We start from the raw sequence: 21,907 nt of genomic DNA, 5'->3' as shown, positions 1-21,907 counted from the left end.
TCCCTTAACTTACTTTCTTTTAATCGTTCCGGCAACGTCATCGACACTTTTCTTTACTTCATCCATTTCTTTTTTGATATTGTCACCAAGACCGGAGGTAAGGTTTTTCTTGACATCATCGATATCTTTTTTAATGTCCTTTACAAAACTGGTGTCGACCCCTTGTTTTTCGGCGCTTCTTTGAATCTCTTGTTTGATATCTTCGGTAGCATCCTTTAACTGACGCATACCCTTGCCCAAGCCTTTCGCTATGCCCGGAATCTTATCGGCACCGAAAACCATGACCACGATAAACATGATAAAGAATATCTCGCCCCCGCTAATAAATAAAAAGTGCATTAAATACATATCACAAATATAGTGAAGATTAAACATCATTATAAAAAGACGTTGATAAAATAAAAGCCCGTCGGGCATAATCTACCGATCAGCAGGGTATTGCTCCGGTATCAACCTGACAGGCCTTTCTTTTGTAAGAACCTGGTTTATTTGCCCTTGATATTTTCCTTCATTTTATCAAAGTCGGATGGTTCCTCTTTTTTGGGCCACGCATTGTTGGTCACGTCGATATCGGCTGTTTCAGCTTTAGGATCTACAACCACACCGGTTAGCTCTTTTTGCGAGGCGAGCACTACACTGACCTCCTTGTCGTTCTTCCTCCAGATTTCCGGAGGATAGGTAATGTTTTCCGTACTACCATCCGCGTAGGTATACTCGACGATCAAGGGCATTGGTAAACCACCTGGCTTATCATAAGTCACCTCATAAAAATATTTTGGCTGCTTTACGTTGGCCCTTTCTTCGGCCGTCATATTGTCCATCATAAATTCCTTTAACGTTTGCGACGTTTCAGAAGGAAGATTATCTTTCAACCCGGGAGCTACTATATCTCCATCACCATACTCCTCCAAGTAAACTAAAGGTCGCAAATCGGCCTCCGTAAGATTTCGAGCGGCCATATACTCTTGCATTTTTTTGTTGGGTTTGTCGCTTACATAGTATTTTTTGATTCCCTTTACTCCGATATCGACGTAGTCAGTGGTATAAAACCAGCCGCGCCAGTACCAATCTAGATCCACAGAAGAAGCATCTTCCATAGTCCTAAAGAAATCCTCGGGGGTGGGGTGCTTAAACTTCCATCGTTGCGCGTACGTTTTGAACGCATGGTCAAAAAGCTCCCTGCCCATAACCGTTTCGCGAAGAATATTCAAGGCAGTGGCCGGTTTGCCATAGGCGTTCGGCCCTAATTGATATACATTCTCAGGGTTTGACATGATAGGGGCAATGGTACTTTGGTCGCCTCCCATATAGGGTACTATTTTTGAAGGATCACCTCTTCGAGAGGGGTATTTATCGTTCGGTGCAATAGCTTCAGGATACTTCTCCCCAAATTCCTGTTCGGCCATATATTGCATAAACGTATCCAAACCTTCATCCATCCATCCCCATTGGCGTTCATCGGAATTCACGATCATTGGAAAAAAATTGTGGCCGACTTCGTGAATGATTACACTGATCATACCGTACTTTACACGGTCGGAATATGTACCGTCTTCGTTTGGGCGTCCGTAGTTCCAACAGATCATGGGGTATTCCATACCTTGGTTCTTGGCATGTACAGAAATAGCCTTCGGATAGGGATATTCGAACGTATGAGACGAATACGACTTAAGGGTATGTACTACCGCTTTGGTAGAATACTCCTCCCATAGGGGGTTTCCTTCCTTCGGATAAAGGGAAACAGCCATTACATCTCGATTGCCCATCTTCACCGCTTGCATATCCCAAATAAACTTTCTTGAAGAGGCAAAAGCATAGTCCCTCACGTTTTCGGCCTTGAACTTCCACGTCTTCTTCTTGGTTGAAACATTCTTTTCAGCCGCTTCCGCCTCTTCTTGTGTTACGATCAAGACCGGTTTATCGTACGATTTTTTCGCCGCTTCATAACGGCTCATCATCTTTTTGGTAAACACGTCCTTTCGGTTCTGTAATTCTCCCGTAGCATCAAGTACATGATCGGCGGGCACCGTAATGTTTACTTCATAGTCGCCAAAAGGAAGGGCAAATTCGCCACTTCCCCAAAACTGGTGGTTTTGCCAACCTTCCACATCGCTATAGACTGCCATTCTCGGAAAAAACTGGGCTATAACATAGGCCCTGTTGCCATCTTTGGCAAAAAATTCATACCCAGATCGAGCCCTGTTTACGGTATGATCAGGTATGTTATAATTCCACTTGATCGAAAAAGAAATTTGATCGCCACTCTTCAATGGCTGTGGAATATCGATACGCATCATGGTTTGATTAATGGTATAGGGTAATGACCTACCGTTGGCATCACGAACATAATCGATAACAAAACCACCATCAAAAGGTTCGCTCATATATTTACTGGCAAATGCCGCAGGATCCTCGGCCAAGGGAACACCGCCGCCATCACGCAACGGAGATTTTGAGGTCTTTGCCCTTACATTTTGATCTAATTGAACCCATAGATATTCGAGGTTATCGGGTGAATTATTCGTATAGGTAATGGTCTCCTCTCCAAAAATCTTCGCATTTGTATCGTCGAGCTCGATATCCATTTTATAATCGGCCTGCTGCTGGTAATAATCCGGACCGGGAGCCCCCGAAGCCGAGCGGTAGGTGTTTGGAGTTGCAAATTCTTCGTACAATTGTTTGAACTTACTCTGGTTGTAGTGACCTGGCTCTCTTTCATTTACGTCTTGCTCTTGAGCAAAAACCATTCCTGCAAAAAAGAAAAGGAAGGCGGCAAAATAATACTTCATGCTATCTGTATTTGTACATTAATTATAAGTTTCGAAAAATAAAATAATTTAAGGAGCCGAGACCCAAATGTTATAAATTTAACATTCCTTTAGTATCGGATTTAATAAGGACGAAGCTCTTTTTGAGATCTCCTATCCTAAAGTGTACTATATTTTGTTGTTCATCAAAAAGGTCGGTAAGTAGTTCGTTCTCGATTTGAATGCTCTTTGTTTGGGCCAGATCGACGTTTGGCACCTCTATGTAACAAATAACGACGTCATTGTCATATCGTTTTCCGATGTAGGTATACGGCGCGTTTTCTCCATTTATTTCGACCACAAGTTTTGTCCTAAAATATTTTTCTATATACTCATCGGCTACTTTAGACTCGTTCGAGGTTGCCAGTTTGGCTTCAATACCATAGCGTTCGAACAAGACTTTTTCGAAATCATCAATAAAAATTCTGGAAGTGACCTGCAAGGCCCTATCCTCTTTGGAATAGTTGACATTGGTAACGCTTAGGTAGAACTTATGGGCCGTTACAAAAGCGAACAACGGCAACATCAAAATAAGCAGTCCTTTTTTAAGATGTTTCATCGATACCATTTTCAGTGCAAAATTAACAAATCGCGTGCCAAAAATCTATTTTATTCAATATCATTCTGTTGGCGGTAGATAAGGCTCTTTTTCTCAAGAAAATCCCAGATTTTCAATCGGTCGTGGGTATCGACTATGGTCTGGAATTTAGTATCCACTTCACAGAAATAAAAGAAGTCATCGATTTTATCGTCGGGAATCCTAAGTAATTTGGTATAGAGCGAATCTGCATAGTAATTTCGAACCCTTAGGGTACGGGCATAGGTATGATCACGCTCTACCCTTTTCTTTAGCATTTTGGTACGGCCGGTAATAGCGTTGATAATGGGGTTCAAAGATGCGGCGCCCCCTGCCCCTAGTCCAGCAGTCGTTCCACTTACTTTCATCGCCGTGGCCTCCCTCAGCAAGCGTTCGCTTTGTGTGAAGGTTTTGGCATTCGCATTGGGCAGCCCTAAGGTCGATGCCGTGACTACGGGCCTAATGGAAAGTTGCCGGAGATCAGTAGCCATGTCCCCTGATAGATTGTAAGGGGTAACGACCACTTCGTCAAGTTCGGTAAGTGCAGGTTCTAATGGAACAAGCACGAGTTTACTTTTTAAAATGGATATCGTAACCACTATTTCCTTGCGCTTATATTGTACCGCGGAGAAGACCAAGGTGTCGTTCAGTTTGGCAGAAATTTCGAAAAAACCATTACTATCGGTAATTGTAGCCCGCTGGGTAGTGGTATTCAGCACATGCGTCGCCGCCACATCACCATCAGCACTGTAGACCCTGCCCTGTAGTTTATCGGAAAAAAAATCTTGTGATCGTACCACTAGGGAAACCAACACAAAACCGATAAAAAATAGGTTACTTCTCGTCATTCATTTGCTTTCGGTAGGCTTGGCTTTCATTGACCAAATAATCGATCAACTCGAACTCATGGTCTTTGAGCAAAAGGGAATACTCGGGATCGTGTTCATCGACAAAGTAGAGAAAATCATTGATGTTCTCTTGTGGCACCTTCAGATCGACCACAAAGAATTCGTCGTCATAGACCTGACGCAACACCTCGCTCATCTTGAGTTTCGGTCGCTCATCGGGGGTATCTTTTCGCACCGCTTTCGCAAGCGCCTTGTAAATATTTACAAAATTAATGCCGTCTCTCAATCCCCTTTCTTGCCGAGTCAGGGCAATATTCTCTACTTCTGTCGAGCGGTCGATATCGTATTCCACTTCCTTGAACTCTTCGTTCTTGAGCTTGAGAAACTCTTCTTGGTTTTCAGGGGTCACCACCACCTCATCTAGTTCGGTAACCTTTTCGTTGACTTCCACTACCAACCGATTGTTCTGGATTATTTCTTCGGTGACTTTGACCACCTCCAACTGATAGTTGACCGCAGTAAATGCCAGTTCGTCACCCGCCTTTACATGTATGGCAAACTGCCCATTGTCATCGGAGATTACGGCCTCTTCCGTGGTAATGTTGATGATATTCTCATTGGGCACACTTACATTGCGGTACAGCACCGTACCCCTCAAAATTGATCGGTCATCTTCCTGCGCTAGCATGAACATGCATGAAAAAAGAAGACAAATCAGAGTAGGGAATTTTTTCATTGGATTGTTTTAACAATAGATCTTTAATATGCAAGTTTATAAAGAAAATACATGTTTGCGATTTAAAAAAACGGATGTGGCTAAACTTTTGTTAATTTGTGTTACTACAATTTCTTACAATATCATACCATGTTTTACCACGTCAATAGTTCTTTTACCGCAACGAAATGGCATTTCATCCCTTTAATTTAGGTATCTAGATGGATAATTTTATTTTTGTTGACCCTGATTACCTTAAATCTTAATCTTATGCGAAATCGAATACTGTTTCCGATTTTATGTGCTTTACTCTTCATATATGGCTCTGCCGGGGCTCAAGTAAAAATTGGCGATAACCCTCAGACCATCGATCCTTCGTCTTTATTGGAACTTGAAAGTTCGAACAAGGTCTTGGTCATAAGTCGTGTCGACTCTATTCAAATGACACAGATCGTTCCCAACCGAGGGGCCATGGTGTACAATACCACGGCCGATTGTGTTTTTTATTACGACGGCAACGGTTGGATCAATCTGTGCGGGGAAGGAAAACCCATTACCGCCGATCCGATAGTGAACGATATCAGCACCATCGTGATTACCCCGACCGATGATGGCGATAATATTGAGGTCGCCCCGAATAGTATTACCACCGATCAAATCGTAAACGGCAGTATTTTTGCCGAAGACCTGAACCTCGGGGCTTTTGACGGAAGCCTCCTCGTCGACAACTCCATTACCCAGAGTAAACTTTCCGAAAATTCGGTAGGTGTTTTTGCCTTGGATACCGATAATATCGACCTAAACGATTTTCAAAATACTACTGGCTTTATTAGAGGGGCCGATATTGTAAGCAACAATGCCAATAATGCGATTACGGCAGGTACCGATGGGGGCGCTTTTTATGACGATAAGGACATTCTAACACAGGTCGACGCCAACACCTCGGCCATCGCTGCCGATGGTGACCAAAGCATAACCAATGAAATACAAAACCTATCTATTATTGGTGACCAACTCACGATTTCAGGAGCCAATACCATAACTATACCAACTACGGATGGTTCAGATACCCAAATTATCGATGGAACAGCCACTACGGTGACCGGCTCGGGCATTGTGGGCGATGAATATCAGGTCAATGTGGCAGATGATGGTATTACCACTGACCAAATAGCCAATGGTACCATAGAACTTGAGGACTTGGGAGACATGGGCGCTACCGCTGATGGCGACATCCTACAATGGAATTCCGGAGGTTGGTCGATAGCCTCAAGTACGGGCCATACCGGTACGGCCAAATCTGTTTTCTATGCCGGCCCTGATGGAACACCGACTACCGCTGACGATAATGGTTTTGCGAACGACATCGGAGGTTTTTATTATGATCCCGAAGGCAGACAGGTAAGCAGTCAAAGGTACGGTGCCCTTTATTTAGGGTTGGATGGTGGCCCACAATCAACCGTTTCAAAAGTACATATTGCGGATAACTTTCCCGGTGTTGCCTATGCCCTGCAACTTCAAAACCAACGGGGAACCGTGCTGGGAAGAACGACCGGCATTCTCTTTTCCTTGGACAATGTAGGTGCCGCAGGTAAAGGGGCCTTGGTCTATGAATTTCAAAATTCGGGGGGGCGGGGAGATTTTCACTTTTTACAGAATTCTGCAAGCAATACTTCATTACCGGATATCGCTACGGATAAAGCTTTTACTATTAAAAACAATGGCGATATTCAATTATATCGCAACCTCATCGCCATGAACGGAGAAGGGAACCCTGGCGATGTGTTGACCTGGACCGCCGCCGGTTTTACCGAATGGGCTGCTCCGACCGGTGGCGGTGGCGGGGGTACTACCGAACAGGCGGATGGCACGACCATTTTAGGTGCAGGCACCCCTGCAGATCCGTTCACCATTGCCCCGGGAACTGACGGTCAATTCTTGACCACGGATTCCAGCAATAACGTCATTTGGGCGGACTTACCGCCAAGTGGTGCCTCCGCTCTGTTCGACCCAAGTACTATATCTGGTACTGGAGTTTCAGGCGATGAATATACCGTGGCCGACAATGCAATATCCACAATTAAGATTCTCGACAACAATGTGACCACTGACAAGATAGCGGAGGGTACGGACGGGCAGGTGCTTACCACTAGTGGTACCGATGTGGTATGGGCCACCCCGATCGGGGGAGGCGGGGTTACTACCGAACAGGCCGATGGCACGACCATTTTAGGTGTAGGCACCCCTGCAGATCCGTTCACCATTGCCCCGGGAACTGACGGTCAATTTTTGACCACGGATTCCAGTAATAATGTCATTTGGGCGGACTTACCTCCCAGTGGTGCATCTGCTCTGTTTGACCCAAGTACTATATCTGGTACCGGAGTTTCGGGCGATGAATATACCGTGGCCGACAATGCAATATCTACTATTAAAATTGTTGATGCCAATGTCACACCAATTAAAATAGAGCCTAGTACAAACGACGGAGAAGTCCTCCTCACCACAGGTGGAGCCGTAGCATGGGGGCCCGCACCTTCAGCCTCGGTAAGTAGTGATGGGCTAACCCTTACGGGTAACGGACTTACAGGAACTGAGCTTCAAGTAACGGATAACGGAATAAATACCCTGCAACTCGCTGACGACGCTGTGACAACCGCAAAAATCGCCGACGCCACCATACTTGCCGAAGACCTCGCCGACATGGGAGCCGCAGACGGGGAAATCCTCAAATGGAACGGCACCACGTTGACTTGGGAGACCGCGGCCGACGATGCGGGCACTGCGTATACCGCGGGGGCGGGACTTACCCTCACAGGAACGGACCTGAGCGTGAACGATCTTGCAGGAGACGTGACCGGACCTACCTCCGCTACCGTCATAGCGGACGATGCCGTCACAACGGCCAAAATCAACAACGCCACCATACTCGCCGAAGACCTCGCCGACATGGGGGCCGCAGACGGGGAAATCCTCAAATGGAACGGCACCACGTTGACTTGGGAGACCGCGGCCGACGATGCGGGCACTACGTATACCGCGGGGGCGGGACTTACCCTCACAGGAACGGACCTGAGCGTGAACGATCTTGCAGGAGACGTGACCGGACCGACCTCCGCTACCGTCATAGCGGACGATGCCATCACAACGGCCAAAATCAACAACGCCACCATACTTGCCGAAGACCTCGCCGACATGGGGGCCGCAGACGGGGAAATCCTCAAATGGAACGGCACCACGTTGTCCTGGGAGACCGCGGCCGACGATGTGGGCACGACCTATACCGCTGGTGCGGGACTAACCCTCACAGGAACGGACCTGAGCGTGAACGACCTTGCAGGAGACGTGACCGGACCTATCTCCGCTACCGTCATAGCGGACGATGCCGTCACAACGGCCAAAATCAACAACGGCACCATACTCGCCGAAGATCTCGCCGACATGGGGGCCGCAGACGGGGAAATCCTCAAATGGAACGGTACCACGTTGACTTGGGAGACCTCGGTCGACGAAGGAGAAGTAACTGGAACAACAGGTTCTGTTTTCTTTGCGGATACCGATGGAACAGCCACTGAAAACAATTCACAATTTTTTTGGGACAATACGGACAACAAACTATATGTCGGTCCACAAACCGTAGATCCCGATATCGCAGTTAAGTTAAATATAGGAGGTACATCGAGAACCCAGGGTTTAAAAAATTCTGCCGGATCTGAAAATCTGCCCTCCTATCGTTTCACCGACGATCTAAATACGGGTATGTTTCTGGCCGATGCAAATGGAGTTTTAGCATTTTCCACTGCTGGTACCGAAGCCTTGCGTATCGACGAGAACCAGAACGTAGGTATCGGTACCCCTGCACCAACCTCTACGTTGCACGCAGAAGGCTCTTTTTCAACGGCCATTCGTGCGGACAACGGTTCTGTTACGCTTACCGACAACGACCATACTTTAATTTTGAATGGTGTCACCACAATGGTTACGCTTCCCAGTGCCCTAACAACTACAGGAAGGATTTATATCGTCAAGAATACTTCGGGAGTTTCTTCAAATTTTAACACAACTTATGTTCCAGAGAATGGAACTCCTATTAATACGATTCCGGCAAATGGGGTGATATGGCTTCAGAGCGACGGAAATGCATGGCAACAAATACGATAGTATGAAAAGTAGCTTTCTCATTTTCTTACTAATTTCTGGGCTAATGCTCAACGCCCAAACCGCCCTCTATAATACGGGCAACCTGCGTATTCACGATGGCGGGCAGATGGGCTTTCATACCGACCTGATCAACAACGGGCTCTTTGACGAAAATCTCGGGTTGGTGGGCTTTTACGGCCCTGCAGCCCTTCAGGTATCGGGCAATCTGATCCCTACCTTTTTCGATGCCGAGTTTATGGCTCAGAACGGTACCCTGCTGACCACGCCCGTCAATATCTTGAACAATGCGAATTTTATTTTGGGCGATGTACTGACCCCCAGAAACCAATCTTCAATCGGCCTGAATTTTTTAGCGGATGCCTTTCATACGGGTGCGGCCGATATCAGCAAGGTCGATGGCTATGCTTTCGTAAACGGTAAGCAAGAATTTATGTTCCCCGTGGGCGATACCCAACAGTTGCGGCAATTGGTCCTGAAGTCCGAAGCCGTCAATCCGATCGCTAACTGTGCCTATTTTTTCGAAGACCCCAACAGCCCGAGTACCATTTCAGGTGCCTTTAGCACAGGTTCCCGGGAAAGTGCGGTACGCGATGTGAGTATCCGTGAATTTTGGCAATTGGATAGTTCTGTATTCTCCACCATAGAGATTTCGTGGAACGACCGGAGCCAAATTTCCCTCCTGACGGACGATATCAGTGAAATTATTATTGTCGGTTGGAGCAAGTCACGCCAGCAATGGATTAGTTTGGGTGGCAGTGCCGTAGGAGACCTCTCCCAAGGCTTGGCCGTCTCCGACAGTTTTATGCCGAGCGAATATGAGGTGATAACTTTCGGCGTAACGGGACTTCCTAGGGATTTTGTCGATCTTGACGATTACATGGTATCGCCCAATGGAGACGGTATCAACGATTTTCTTGAAATACCCGAATTGGAACTGTCTCCCAACAATTATATGCGCATCTACGACCGCAACGGACTTTTGGTATTCGAAAAAGAGAACTATACCAATGAGTTCAACGGTTTTGCGACCACTAATAATTTTGTGATCAATCGCGACAAAGGGTTGCCCTCGGGCGTTTATTTTTATATTGTAAGGCTCGATGATCTCGATCTGGAGTTTCAAGGGTTTCTCTATTTGGCAAATTAAGCCCGATCAAAACACTAAAGACTTCGTGCTCGACGTTACAAATATGAATACCTTAACATGGGCAAAAGTACCCACCTCAAAGTTTGGCAGTATTTTTGTCATCTTTGGGTGGAGCCCAACTAAAATGTTTCGAAACCTATAAACAATCATCATGCAACGGAGATCATTTATAAAAAAATCAGGTATTGCAGGAATCGGCCTTGCTTCGCTTCCCCAGGTAGCTTTTTCGAATACGGTAGACTATTCCATTCTCGAGTTGATGGGCAAGGAAGATATTAAGTTGTACGGTGAGGGCATCAATTTAAGAAAAGAGGCGCATGATGCTTTTGTGGCCATGAAAAAGGCCGCCTATAATGACGGTATCGATTTAAAAGTAGTCTCTAGTTACCGTAATTTTGAACGGCAACGCCTGATATGGGAACGAAAATATATCAGGTATACCGACGAGGGGATGAAACCCATTCAGGCCATCGATAAGATTATCGAGTATTCGACCATTCCTGGTACGAGCCGACACCACTGGGGTACCGATATCGATATTGTCGACGGATACCGAAAAGTGGAAGGTGATGTACTGGTACCTTCCAAGTTCGCCGAAGGGCAGCCCTATGCCGATTTCAAAAAATGGATGGATGCCAATTCAAAAACCTATGATTTTTACTTGGTCTACACCGATACCCCTGGCCGAAGAGGTTTCAAATATGAACCCTGGCACTACAGTTACGCCCCGCTTTCGATACCCATGCTTACCCAGTTTCGAAGAAAGAATATCCTGAGGCTACTGCAACAGGAAGATTTTGAAGGCAGTGCCCATTTTACCGAAGGGTTTTTGACAAATTATATCGAAGACAATATCTTGGACATCAATACGGAATTATTGTAACTCTCTCGTAAATTGGTTAAAAGTCAGCCCCTCTCATGACTGCCGAGCAAGAAATCGCCAATGCCTAAAACCTACGTTTTCTTCTTAAGAAAGGTGGCTAAATTCGGCGTATCATTCCGTTCATCGATATACGGTTTTAAGAATACGCTGAATACCCGTTAAATTCGTTGAATTACAGCCACTTTAGACAATATTTTTATATTTTTACCGTATCCCAAATTTTAGTCACGCCCCAGATTTAACCCCTTATAGCTTTAATTAATAATCGTACCGAACCCGGTACTTAAATAAAACTATATGGGAACACTATCACACTTCAAAAATTTGTATTTCGAGGCTTTTGAGAATTGCAAACCTCAATTTGTCGTCGTACTCTTAAAAGCGTACTCCGTTTTTTGTGCGCTTATGCTTTTTATGGCCGTCTACGCGTTTATGTACAGGGCTTTACACGGATTCGAGTTTTAATCCCATTCTGTTTCTCTTTTGCGGAAACATTCTTTTTGAAAATGAAAACTAAAAAACCCGTCCACTTGATTGTGGACGGGTTTTTTTGTCAATGGCCTGCTACCCCGTTTAAATTCCCGAAGCCGCTTCAAGAACGGCCATGGCATCTATGGCATTGGAGAGTTCGGCATATTTTTTTACCGAATATCCCTTATCGCTTTTGATGCTGAGATCAGCCCCACTATCGATAAGCAGTTGAAGAATCTCGGCCTTATTGTACCTGGCAGCAAATATGGCCGGGGTCATGCCCAGGGACTTTTTGTTTACATTTTCCCCCAGATCGATCAACCGCCTTACGGTATCAATATCGCCTTGCATGATAGCTTTGCAAAAGGTACTCACATCTACATAGTCAAAAGTGCCTATGGTGTGCTGTGGTTCGAATTCATTGGTTGTTCCAACGGCCATTACGCTAGTCGTTGCTACCAAACAAGCGGCAACTACGGAAAAAATTGTTTTTCTCATGATGAATGATTTTGATTGATGAATAAGTTTAAACTATATAAATATAGACGACCCTTATGGAAAAATGTTTCACGGTTAACAGAGTTATAACTTAATTTTAACAATATTTAAGCACCCATTAGCTGTTTTTTATATTTTTAAGCCTTAAAAAATATCTAAAAACCAATACTTTGACCCTAATCCTGAGAATACCTCAATTTTTAGCTGAAGTTATTCTTTATCGAAACCTACCCGATCGAAGGGTGATTTTTTCGAGCTGATCCACACTTTCCTCAGGGTACACTATTCTTGTTTATATAATACCGAAAAACTTCCGAGGTTATTCAAAAAAGAAAGTCCGATTATTGGCAATTGGTCTCAAATCACAGTACTTTTGAAACACTGATATACAACTATTATGAACAAAAAAGTAATACTTATGATTCTTGACGGTTGGGGAAAATCGCCCGACCCGAAAGTATCCGCTATCGATCAGGCAAACACACCGTTCGTCGATTCCCTATATACCTCCTATGCCAACGCAAATTTGCTGACCGACGGCATGAACGTCGGTCTTCCCGAAGGCCAAATGGGCAATAGCGAAGTCGGCCATATGAATCTAGGTGCCGGGCGTATTGTATACCAAGATCTGGCAAAGATCAACCTTGCCGTCAAGGAAGATAGCTTGAAAGAAGAAAAAGTTTTACGCGAAGCGTTTGCCTATGCCAAAGAAAACGACAAACCAGTGCATTTTCTTGGTCTGGTAAGCGATGGCGGCGTACATAGTCATATCAACCATCTTAAGGGGCTTATAAAAGCCGGTGACGACTTCGGAGTGGACAAAATGTTCGTTCATGCCTTTACGGATGGCCGTGATGTAGACCCTAAAAGTGGTAAAGGTTTTCTAACCGACCTGACCGACTTCTGCGTAGACAAACATACCCGTCTTGCTTCTGTTATAGGAAGATATTACGCTATGGATCGCGATAAACGATGGGAAAGGGTAAAATTGGCCTATGATGTGATGGTCAACGGTGAAGGTGAAAAGTCGACCGACATTGGTGCAACCATGCAGAAAAATTACGATGCCGATATTACCGACGAGTTTATCAAGCCCATTGTCATGACAGACACAGCGGGCCAACCACTCGCGAAGATATCGAAAGAAGATGTCGTTATCTTTTTCAATTTTAGAACCGACCGCGGCCGGGAGCTCACACAGGTTCTTAGCCAGCAATGTATGCATGAATACAATATGCATAAGCTAAAACTGTACTATGTAACCCTTACGAATTACGACGATTCGTTCGAAGGGATTCATGTGGTATATGATAAGGAAAATATCAAGGATACATTAGGGGAAGTCTTGGAAAGGGCTGGAAAGAAACAAATCCGCATCGCCGAAACTGAAAAATACCCTCACGTGACCTTCTTTTTCAATGGAGGTCGTGAAGTTCCGTTCGATGGGGAACAGCGCTTGCTATGCCCATCACCCAAGGTAGCTACTTATGATCTGCAACCCGAAATGAGCGCCTACGATATTCGCGATGCCATTTTGCCCGAGTTACAAAAAGAGGAAGTAGATTTTGTTTGCCTGAATTTCGCAAACCCCGATATGGTGGGACACACCGGAGTTATGGAAGCGGCGATCAAGGCATGCGAGGTTGTTGATGAATGTGCCAAGGCCGTGGTAACGACCGGTTTGGAGCATGGCTATTCTACCTTGGTTATAGCAGACCATGGAAACTGCGACACAATGGTCAACCCCGATGGAAGTCCCAATACGGCACACACTACCAATCCGGTTCCTTTAATTTTGGTCGATAAAGATATCAAGAAGATCAACGACGGTGTACTTGGTGATATCGCCCCGACCATTTTAAAGCTGATGGGAATTCCACAGCCCGAACTGATGACTCAAAAAGCTTTGGTATAAGACTTTCCGTTAAAATGTTACCTTTGCCGCTATGATTAAAATCAAGACACCGGAAGAAATTGAAATGATGAGGGAAAGTGCCTTGATCGTTTCGAAGACATTGGGTATGTTGGCTTCAGAAATAAAACCAGGGGTGAGCGCACTATACCTTGATAAGCTAGCCGAAGACTTTATTCGTGAACAAGGTGCCAAACCCGGTTTTCTGGGGATGTACGATTTTCCGAACACGTTAAATATGAGTCCGAATGCCCAAGTAGTTCACGGTATTCCTACCGATGAACCGCTAAAAGAAGGTGACATTCTTTCTGTAGACTGTGGAGCCCTTAAAAACGGCTTTTATGGAGATCATGCGTATACTTTTGAAATCGGTGAAGTTGCGGAGGAGACCCGGAACCTCTTGAAAGTGACCAAAGAGTCCCTTTATCTCGGTATACGTGAGTTCAAAGTGGGAAACCGTGTCGGAGATGTAGCCTATGCCATTCAAAATTATTGTGAAAGTCATGGCTATGGTGTCGTTCGCGAACTGGTAGGCCATGGTCTGGGTACCAAATTGCACGAGGGTCCTGAAATGCCCAATTACGGCAAAAGAGGAAGAGGTAAAAAATTTATGGAAGGATTAGTAGTCGCCATTGAACCCATGATCAATATGGGCACCCGCCGAATCAAACAATTGAAGGACGGGTGGACCATACTTACTGCAGATGGGCAACCAAGTGCACACTTTGAGCATAATGTGGCCATTGTAAACGGAAAACCAGAACTTCTTTCCACATTTCAATACATCTATGAAGCTCTGGGCATTGAAAGTTCGGAAGAGGATGAGTTTCGACAAACGAAGTTGGTTTTATAACTAGGTTAGCGCTAATTAGTGTCAAAAATATTCAAGCTTATTCTTAATCGTGTACCCCGACCGTGGCTTATTAAACTTAGCTATTTGGTACGTCCGATTTTGGCGCTATGGATGGCGGGAAACCGATACGAAGACCCCATCGATGGTAAAAAATTTAGGAAGTTTCTGCCTTACGGTTATAAAAGCCCGAGGAAAAATGTATTGTCGCCCTCTACCCTATCATTGGAACGACATCGGCTATTTTGGCTCTATCTTGAGAGAGAAACCGACTTTTTCACCAACACCTACAAAGTGTTGCACTTTGCCCCCGAACAACCTTTCTACAAGCGTTTTAGGAAGCTTAGGAATTTGACCTACATAACTACCGATCTCAACTCGCCTTTGGCCGACGTAAAAGCCGATATTTGTCAGCTGCCCTTCGAAGAGGAATCATTTGATATTATCTTCTGCAACCATGTACTCGAGCATATACCAAACGACACCCAAGCCATGCAGGAGCTTTATAGGGTACTCAGAACAGGGGGATGGGGCATATTTCAAATTCCACAGGATTTGCAAAGGGAAACGACTTTTGAAGACGATAGCATTACCGATAAAAAGGAACGTACCGAAATATTTGGTCAATATGACCATGTACGTATCTACGGCCGAGACTATTTTGATAAACTACGCAATATTGGTTTCACGGTAGACGAAGTGGACTATACCGCCCACTTATCGAAGGATGATGTGGAAAAATATCGTCTGGCAGCAGGTGAAATACTACCCTTGGTCAGAAAGGGCCCTAACGCTTGACGACACGTTTTTCAAAACCTGGCGTCATAAATTCTTGGGTATCGCCTTGCTCATCCAAATATATAATATAGGCTTCCAGATCACGCATCGAGGTAAGCAACTTGAGGGCATCGTCCAGATCCATGGCCATAAAAGCCGTAGCATAGGCATCCGCCTTGGCGCAATTATCGGCTATCACAGTAGCCGCCAAGGTATTCGAGTTTTTGGTAAAGCCCGTTTTGGGGTTAATGGTATGTACATATCTTTTACCAGTTAAGGAATCAACTCGAAACTTTCTATAATTGCCGGAGGAGGCCATGGCCCTATCCTTTAAAAAGAGTGTTTTCTTCAACTGTCGCGTATCCCCCATCTGGGGATCATCGATACCTACCACCCATGGCTTTTCCTTTATTCGGTTATCTCCCTTGGCCACTAGTTCGCCCCCCACTTCGAGCAAGTAGTTTTCAATTCCCTTCGTATCCATAAGACGTGCCAGGCGATCAATGGTATATCCCTTGGCAATGGCGTTAAAATCTAAATAAATAGGTCCGCTCTCTTTCTTCAGTGTATTATCTTTCGTAAGGATCACCTTATCGAAACCAACATAATCGAGTAGGCTATCGACGCGCGTACTATCCATCGCTATCTGCGTACCCGGCCCGAAACCCCAAGCGTTGACCAGAACACCCACGGTAGGATCGAAATATCCGTGTGTACTTTGAAACACCTGTTTTGACAATTGGAAAACATCGGAAAACATCGCATCGACCACCACGGTGGTATCACCTCTATTAATCTTAGAAATATCGGAAGTAGGGATATAGGTCGATAATGAACCGTTGACGGCAGTGAAAACCGAATCGATCTCTTTCTGAAAATTTTGGGACTCATGCGTTAAATAAATAAGACTATAGGAGGTACCCAAGGCACCGCCTTGAATTTGGTTCCGAACCAGTTCGGGCTGCTTACCGGTACATGAAACCATTAGTAGGCCGAGGAGGGCGAGAATAATCCTATTCATTGTCCTATTGCTATTAATCCATCGTATGCTACGATGTACGGCTCGTTCAAATAGACGGGAAGTTCTTGATTTTTTGCATTGGAAAGGCCTACCCCTGCATAATACACCTTGGCATTGAACTTTTCGGCATGGTCTTTCATTTTCCCCATCAATTCATCATCATAGGAATTGGGGTCTTCAGGATAAGAAACGTGGCGCACCACAATAAAATGAAGCTCCTTTTCCTTAAGGCATACGAACTGGGGATTCTTTTTGGGTTTGCTGTTTACCCCCATAAACTCAAACCCTTCCGACTCCAATTGCTTGCCCACGATATTCATCGCCAGATTGTGTAGTTCCTGTTCGGTCAACGCTTTGCCCATCAAAAAAGAGATTCAAAAAAAACCGATGTAAGATACATCGGTTTGATTTATATAATTAACTATAGTGAAATTGGTACATCCTACTATCCACCAAAATCGTCAAATCGAATATGTTCGTCAGGTATTCCAAAATCCTCACCCATCTTCTGTACCGCCTTGTTCATCAATGGAGGACCGCAGAAGTACAGTTCGATATCTTCTGGAGCGTCGTGCTTGCTCAAATAATTCTCGATTACACAATTGTGTATAAAGCCGACAAAACCGTCGCCTGGTGCATCAATATCTTCCTTGACCTTCCAGTTGTCTTCCTCCAAAGGCTCCGACAATGCCATATAAAAATTAAAGTTCGGGAAATCCTTTTCCAATTGCTTAAAGTGGTCGATATAGAACAACTCCCTTTTTGAACGCCCCCCGTACCAATACGTAACTTTACGATTGGTTTTTAAGGTCTTGAAAAGATGATACAAGTGCGAACGCATCGGCGCCATTCCCGCACCACCTCCGACGTATAACATTTCGGAATCGGACTCATTGATAAAGAATTCACCATAAGGACCAGAAATCACGACGTCATCACCCTCTTTCAATGAAAAGATATACGATGAAGCGATCCCAGGATTTACATCCATCCAGCCGTTTTTCGAACGGTCCCATGGGGGTGTTGCGATACGAACGTTCAACATGATCTCACGTCCCTCGGCAGGATAAGATGCCATGGAATAAGCCCTTTCTACCGTTTCAGGATTCTTCATGACCAGAGGCCATAAGTTGAACTTGTCCCATTCGGCCTGAAATTTATCGGGAGTTTCATGCTCTTCCGGATGGGCTGTGATATCTATGTCGGAATATTTTATTTCACAAGGTGGAATCTCAATTTGTATATAGCCCCCCGCCTTATAGTTCATGTCTTCAGGAATCTCTACTACAAACTCCTTGATAAAAGAGGCCACATTGTAGTTACGAACCACTTTAGCCGGCCATTTCTTTATACCGAATACCTCTTCGGGAATGGTAATGTCCATATCTTGCTTCACCTTGACCTGACAGGCAAGACGGGCACCTTCATTCAATTCCCTTTTTGAGAAATGTGGAGTTTCCGTAGGTAAAGCTTCACCCCCACCCGAGAGTACATGGCACTCGCATTGAATGCAGGTACCACCACCACCGCAAGCTGACGGTAGGAATATTTTTTTATTTCCTAAGGTCGAAAGTAGCGAACTTCCAGAACCAACCTCGATTTTCTTCTCTCCATTGATGGTAATGGTTACCGGTCCTGAGGGAGATAATTTTTCCTTGGTGAAAAGCAAAAGTGCCACCAAAATCATCAATAGGATTAAAAAGGCTACGACAGTAATCAATATCGTTCCGCCCGTACTTGTAGCTAATAGCATATCTATTTCTATTGGTTTAAAGCGTCATTATAAGAGACTTCTTGTTTTTCGAGCTCTTCTTTTTTCAATTCCTTGGTTTCTGCCGCAGTCGGCCGACTCTCATCTATAGTCTTGTCGCCCGCAGTCGTTTGCTCAACAGCTTCCTCAGTTTCTTCCCCGCCGGTCAACATACCGCCAAAGCTCATAAAACCGATAGCCATCAATCCTGTAATAATAAAGGTTATACCCAAACCGCGTAACGGTGGTGGCACGTTCGAGTACCTGATTTTTTCCCGAATAGCAGCAATGGTCAAAATAGCCAAAAACCATCCGATTCCAGAAGCCAGACCGTAATTGAAAGCGAGACCGAAGGTTTGTATATCCCGAGACTGCATAAAAAGAGAGCCTCCAAGAATGGCACAGTTCACAGCAATAAGCGGTAAGAAGATACCTAACGAATTATAGAGTGCGGGAGAAAATTTCTCCACTACGATCTCTACTAATTGTACCATGGTCGCAATGGTGGCAATAAATAGAATAAAAGAAAGGAAGCTTAAATTATAATCCGCATATTCAGGTCCGAGCCAAGAGAGGGCTCCATCCGCCAAGAGGTAATGATCTAAGAGCCAGTTTAACGGCACGGTCACGGCCAATACGAAAATTACGGCCGCGCCCAGCCCGACCGCAGTAGTGACCTTTTTTGACACCGCCAAGTAAGAACACATCCCTAAAAAGGTTGCGAACACCATATTGTCGATGAAGATAGATTTAAAGAATAATTCAATATGCTCTAGCATAATTCTATGTTTTAAAATGCTTTTTTAATTTTCTTCGATCAAGGCCCTGTTTCTAGAACGCTGTACCCAGATAATAATACCCACGACAATCAAGGCCATAGGCGATAGCAGCATAAAGCCATTGTTTTCATAGCCTATGGAGTACAAACCGGTTTTGGCGATAGGATCGCCTAACACCTTATAGCCCATCAAAGTGCCAGACCCCAAGAGTTCTCTGAAAAACCCTACAATAACAAGGATCACCCCATAACCAGCTGCGTTTCCAATACCATCGAGGAAAGACTTCCAAGGACCGTTACCTAAAGCGAAGGCCTCAAAGCGCCCCATAATGATACAGTTCGTAATGATCAGGCCCACAAAAACAGATAATGTCTTGCTCAACTCATAGGCAAAGGCTTTCAACACCTGATCGACAATAATTACCAAAGCGGCCACCACGATCAATTGTACAATAATCCTTATTTTGGAAGGAATTATATTTCGCATCAAGGAGATGACCACATTTCCTACCCCGAGTACAAAGAGCACTGAAATGGCCATAACAATCGATGCCTTAAGTTCTGCCGTAATGGCCAAGGCAGAACAGATACCCAAAACTTGTATCGTTATTGGATTGTTATCCGTTAGAGGGTCTAATATGAGACTTGTGTCTTTTTTTGAAAGTAATGCCATATCAATTATCCTTTATCCTTAATTGTTTGTAAATAGCCCTTATAAAGTTTTACGGTTTCACTGATCATTGCGGATACCCCATTACCGGTAATGGTAGCCCCGGCCAATGCATCTACTTCATTATCATCCTTTATCTTGTTCAAAGGATCGTTGTTTCCTTTAGCCACGCTTATACCTGCATACTGGGTTCCCTTCATGATGGTTTCACCCGTAAAATCATCCATAAAGTACCGTTGTTTTATATTGGCGCCCAGACCCGGTGTTTCCCCTTTGTGGTCGAAATATACGCCCTGCACCACCATTTGATCGTCAAGAGAGATAAACCCCCAAATGGCATCCCAAAGACCTTTACCGTACATGGGAATTATATAAAATTCCTTTCCGTCTTTCTCACCAATAAAAAGTGGCAACTTAGGGGTTCCGCCAGACTTAGCGACTTCCAATTGTCTTTTCATATCGATAAGATAGGCCTCGTTGTCTTCAGTCACTTTATCACCCTCGATAACAATCTGTTTTTTAATGTATGAGGCAAACTCTTTTTCTACTTCAGTTGTAGGTACAAAATTAACGCTGCCTTCATCTTGATTTTCGTTGACGCCCATCGCGTAAAGAATATTCTGTTGCTTTTCGAACCGCTCGTTCTCTCTAATTTTGCCGCTTAACCCAGAGGCCACGAACGCCAACAATGAGCCCACCACAACCACCATTATAGCGGCAAAAACTACGGTATAGGTATTTTTTTCTGTATTGAATGCCATAATTATGCAGTTTCTACTTGAAGTTCACTTTCTTTACTTTCAGAATCTTTTGGATAAACCGTAGCGTTTTTGGCCCGCTTCAACCTTCGATTGACATTCCCCCTAACCACATAATGATCAATGGTCGGAGCGAAAACGTTCATCAGCAGAATAGCCAAGAAAACACCCTCGGGATACGCAGGATTGAACACCCGTATCATTACCGAAATAAACCCGATAAAAAATCCATATATCCATTTTCCACGATTGGTCTGTGACCCCGTCACGGGGTCAGTCGCCATGTAAACGATTCCGAACGCCAAACCTCCGACAATAAGATGTTTCCAAAATTCAAAGCTCATAAGGCCATAGAATTTACTGCCTTCGCCTATCCATCCTTGATCGACCACTCCATTGAATATCAAGCCCATGACCAAGGCACCTACTACGGCACTAACCATGATGCGCCAACTGGCTATTTTACTGAAAATCAAAAAGAGCCCTCCTAAAAGGATCAAAAATGTGGAGGTTTCTCCCACGGATCCCGGAATAAAACCGAAGAACATATCGGAAACGGAATAACTTATATCGGAATTTTGCGCCAAAGAACCCAGAATGGTCTCTCCTGAAATTGCGTCGGGCGTACCTGCTCTTTCGACTGCTTCGTATACCCAGACCTTATCACCGCTCATCCACGTGGGGTATGCAAAAAACAAAAAGGCCCGTATCGTTAATGCCGGGTTCAGGATATTCATACCCGTGCCTCCAAAAACTTCCTTTCCAATGACAACGCCAAAAACAACGGAGACTGCCAACATCCAAAGTGGGGTATCGATAGGAACGATCAATGGTACCAACATTCCGGTAACCAGATATCCTTCTTCGACTTCATGACCTTTGATCACCGCAAAAATGAATTCCACAAGAAGTCCGACCCCATAAGAAACCACTAATAATGGTAACACTTTGATAAGGCCTATATAAAAATTATCCCATGTCAGGAACGTATCCCATAGGGAGAACTGCAACGGCTCTCCGTTCGCTGCCGCCACAGCCGCATAATGTTGGTATCCGGCGTTGAACATTGCGAACACCAAAACCGGAAGCAAGGCCATGATCACCGTGTTCATGGTTCGCTTTAAATCATCGGCGGCCCTCACGTGAGATCCGGAGTGGGTGGTCTCATCTGGAGTGAACAAAAAGGTGTGCAGGGCATTGAAGGCCGGTGCCATCTTCTTATCACGATAATGATGCTTTAAAATGTGTAGTCTTTTCTTGAAAGTCAGTCTTTTATCTTTCATC

20 protein-coding genes are annotated in these 21,907 nt (G+C 44.7%); 7 read left to right on the top strand and 13 right to left on the bottom strand.

Annotated features, from left to right (window positions below; genetic code table 11):
* Positions 1-9: 9 nt before the first annotated feature.
* The 5 genes from F2B13_RS17395 to F2B13_RS17375 form a co-directional block, all read right to left on the bottom strand.
* Entirely contained in the window at positions 10-348 is a 339-nt protein-coding gene (locus F2B13_RS17395) for a Sec-independent protein translocase subunit TatA/TatB (protein WP_149277495.1), read from the bottom strand.
* A 137-nt stretch (positions 349-485) separates the two neighbouring features.
* Positions 486-2,789 carry a M1 family metallopeptidase gene (locus F2B13_RS17390; protein ID WP_149277387.1) on the bottom strand — a complete coding sequence of 768 codons (2,304 nt, stop codon included), beginning with the start codon at positions 2,787-2,789 and terminating at the stop codon, positions 486-488.
* 70 nt (positions 2,790-2,859) lie between these two features.
* The gene (locus tag F2B13_RS17385; RefSeq protein ID WP_317131647.1) at positions 2,860-3,366 is read right to left on the bottom strand and encodes a DUF6702 family protein; all 507 of its coding nucleotides are present in this window, start codon (positions 3,364-3,366) and stop codon (positions 2,860-2,862) included.
* 50 nt (positions 3,367-3,416) lie between these two features.
* Positions 3,417-4,232, bottom strand: a complete 816-nt coding sequence (locus F2B13_RS17380; protein WP_149277385.1) for a carboxypeptidase-like regulatory domain-containing protein — start codon at positions 4,230-4,232, stop codon at positions 3,417-3,419.
* On the bottom strand, positions 4,219-4,968 hold the full coding sequence (locus F2B13_RS17375) for a hypothetical protein (RefSeq protein ID WP_149277384.1): 750 nt from the start codon (positions 4,966-4,968) through the stop codon (positions 4,219-4,221). Before F2B13_RS17375 ends, F2B13_RS17380 begins: the two co-directional genes overlap by 14 nt.
* Before the next feature lie 249 nt (positions 4,969-5,217).
* Between F2B13_RS17375 and F2B13_RS17370 the strand changes: the two genes are divergently transcribed.
* The 4 genes from F2B13_RS17370 (at position 5,218) to F2B13_RS20785 (ending at position 11,603) form a co-directional block, all read left to right on the top strand.
* Positions 5,218-9,108 carry a beta strand repeat-containing protein gene (locus F2B13_RS17370; protein WP_149304753.1) on the top strand — a complete coding sequence of 1,297 codons (3,891 nt, stop codon included), beginning with the start codon at positions 5,218-5,220 and terminating at the stop codon, positions 9,106-9,108.
* 1 nt (position 9,109) lies between these two features.
* Entirely contained in the window at positions 9,110-10,255 is a 1,146-nt protein-coding gene (locus tag F2B13_RS17365; RefSeq protein ID WP_149277382.1) for a gliding motility-associated C-terminal domain-containing protein, read from the top strand.
* Positions 10,256-10,406: 151 nt separating this feature from the next.
* Entirely contained in the window at positions 10,407-11,138 is a 732-nt protein-coding gene (locus F2B13_RS17360; protein ID WP_149277381.1) for a M15 family metallopeptidase, read from the top strand.
* Positions 11,139-11,435: 297 nt separating this feature from the next.
* On the top strand, positions 11,436-11,603 hold the full coding sequence (locus F2B13_RS20785) for a DUF6747 family protein (RefSeq protein WP_317131646.1): 168 nt from the start codon (positions 11,436-11,438) through the stop codon (positions 11,601-11,603).
* Positions 11,604-11,711: 108 nt separating this feature from the next.
* Here F2B13_RS20785 and F2B13_RS17355 read toward each other — a convergent pair whose 3' ends face one another.
* Entirely contained in the window at positions 11,712-12,107 is a 396-nt protein-coding gene (locus F2B13_RS17355) for an ankyrin repeat domain-containing protein (protein WP_149304752.1), read from the bottom strand.
* 397 nt (positions 12,108-12,504) lie between these two features.
* Here F2B13_RS17355 and gpmI point away from each other — a divergent pair, with 397 nt between their 5' ends.
* From gpmI to F2B13_RS17340, 3 genes are read left to right on the top strand one after another with little or no spacing between them, the layout of a single operon-like run.
* Positions 12,505-14,022, top strand: coding sequence for a 2,3-bisphosphoglycerate-independent phosphoglycerate mutase (gpmI, locus tag F2B13_RS17350; RefSeq protein ID WP_149304751.1), 1,518 nt, complete (start codon positions 12,505-12,507; stop codon positions 14,020-14,022).
* 31 nt (positions 14,023-14,053) lie between these two features.
* Complete coding sequence (gene map, locus F2B13_RS17345) at positions 14,054-14,872, top strand: type I methionyl aminopeptidase (protein ID WP_149304750.1); 819 nt, start codon at positions 14,054-14,056, stop codon at positions 14,870-14,872.
* Between the two features lie 18 nt (positions 14,873-14,890).
* Entirely contained in the window at positions 14,891-15,667 is a 777-nt protein-coding gene (locus F2B13_RS17340; protein ID WP_149304749.1) for a class I SAM-dependent methyltransferase, read from the top strand.
* Here the strand turns inward: F2B13_RS17340 and F2B13_RS17335 are convergent.
* The 7 genes from F2B13_RS17335 to F2B13_RS17305 all read right to left on the bottom strand — a co-directional run bounded on the left by F2B13_RS17335 (position 15,657) and on the right by F2B13_RS17305 (position 21,906).
* Positions 15,657-16,667: an FAD:protein FMN transferase gene (locus F2B13_RS17335; RefSeq protein WP_149304748.1), complete on the bottom strand. Its 1,011-nt coding sequence runs from the start codon at positions 16,665-16,667 to the stop codon at positions 15,657-15,659. The genes F2B13_RS17340 and F2B13_RS17335 overlap by 11 nt on opposite strands.
* Complete coding sequence (locus tag F2B13_RS17330; protein WP_149304747.1) at positions 16,664-17,029, bottom strand: Na(+)-translocating NADH-quinone reductase subunit F; 366 nt, start codon at positions 17,027-17,029, stop codon at positions 16,664-16,666. Before F2B13_RS17330 ends, F2B13_RS17335 begins: the two co-directional genes overlap by 4 nt.
* Before the next feature lie 83 nt (positions 17,030-17,112).
* Positions 17,113-18,420, bottom strand: a complete 1,308-nt coding sequence (gene nqrF / locus F2B13_RS17325; RefSeq protein WP_149277374.1) for an NADH:ubiquinone reductase (Na(+)-transporting) subunit F — start codon at positions 18,418-18,420, stop codon at positions 17,113-17,115.
* An 8-nt stretch (positions 18,421-18,428) separates the two neighbouring features.
* Complete coding sequence (nqrE, locus tag F2B13_RS17320) at positions 18,429-19,196, bottom strand: NADH:ubiquinone reductase (Na(+)-transporting) subunit E (protein ID WP_149304746.1); 768 nt, start codon at positions 19,194-19,196, stop codon at positions 18,429-18,431.
* A 24-nt stretch (positions 19,197-19,220) separates the two neighbouring features.
* Positions 19,221-19,868, bottom strand: coding sequence for an NADH:ubiquinone reductase (Na(+)-transporting) subunit D (locus F2B13_RS17315; RefSeq protein ID WP_149277372.1), 648 nt, complete (start codon positions 19,866-19,868; stop codon positions 19,221-19,223).
* A 5-nt stretch (positions 19,869-19,873) separates the two neighbouring features.
* Positions 19,874-20,626, bottom strand: coding sequence for a Na(+)-translocating NADH-quinone reductase subunit C (locus F2B13_RS17310; protein WP_149277371.1), 753 nt, complete (start codon positions 20,624-20,626; stop codon positions 19,874-19,876).
* Positions 20,627-20,628: 2 nt separating this feature from the next.
* Positions 20,629-21,906, bottom strand: coding sequence for an NADH:ubiquinone reductase (Na(+)-transporting) subunit B (locus tag F2B13_RS17305; protein WP_149277370.1), 1,278 nt, complete (start codon positions 21,904-21,906; stop codon positions 20,629-20,631).
* Position 21,907: the final 1 nt, after the last annotated feature.

Origin of the sequence: Pareuzebyella sediminis (assembly GCF_008367235.1) — a bacterium.
In the GTDB taxonomy this organism is placed as follows: Bacteria; Bacteroidota; Bacteroidia; order Flavobacteriales; family Flavobacteriaceae; genus Pareuzebyella; species Pareuzebyella sediminis.
The sequence above is the reverse complement of the archived record's forward strand: the minus strand, read 5'-3'. Positions and strand labels throughout refer to the sequence as shown.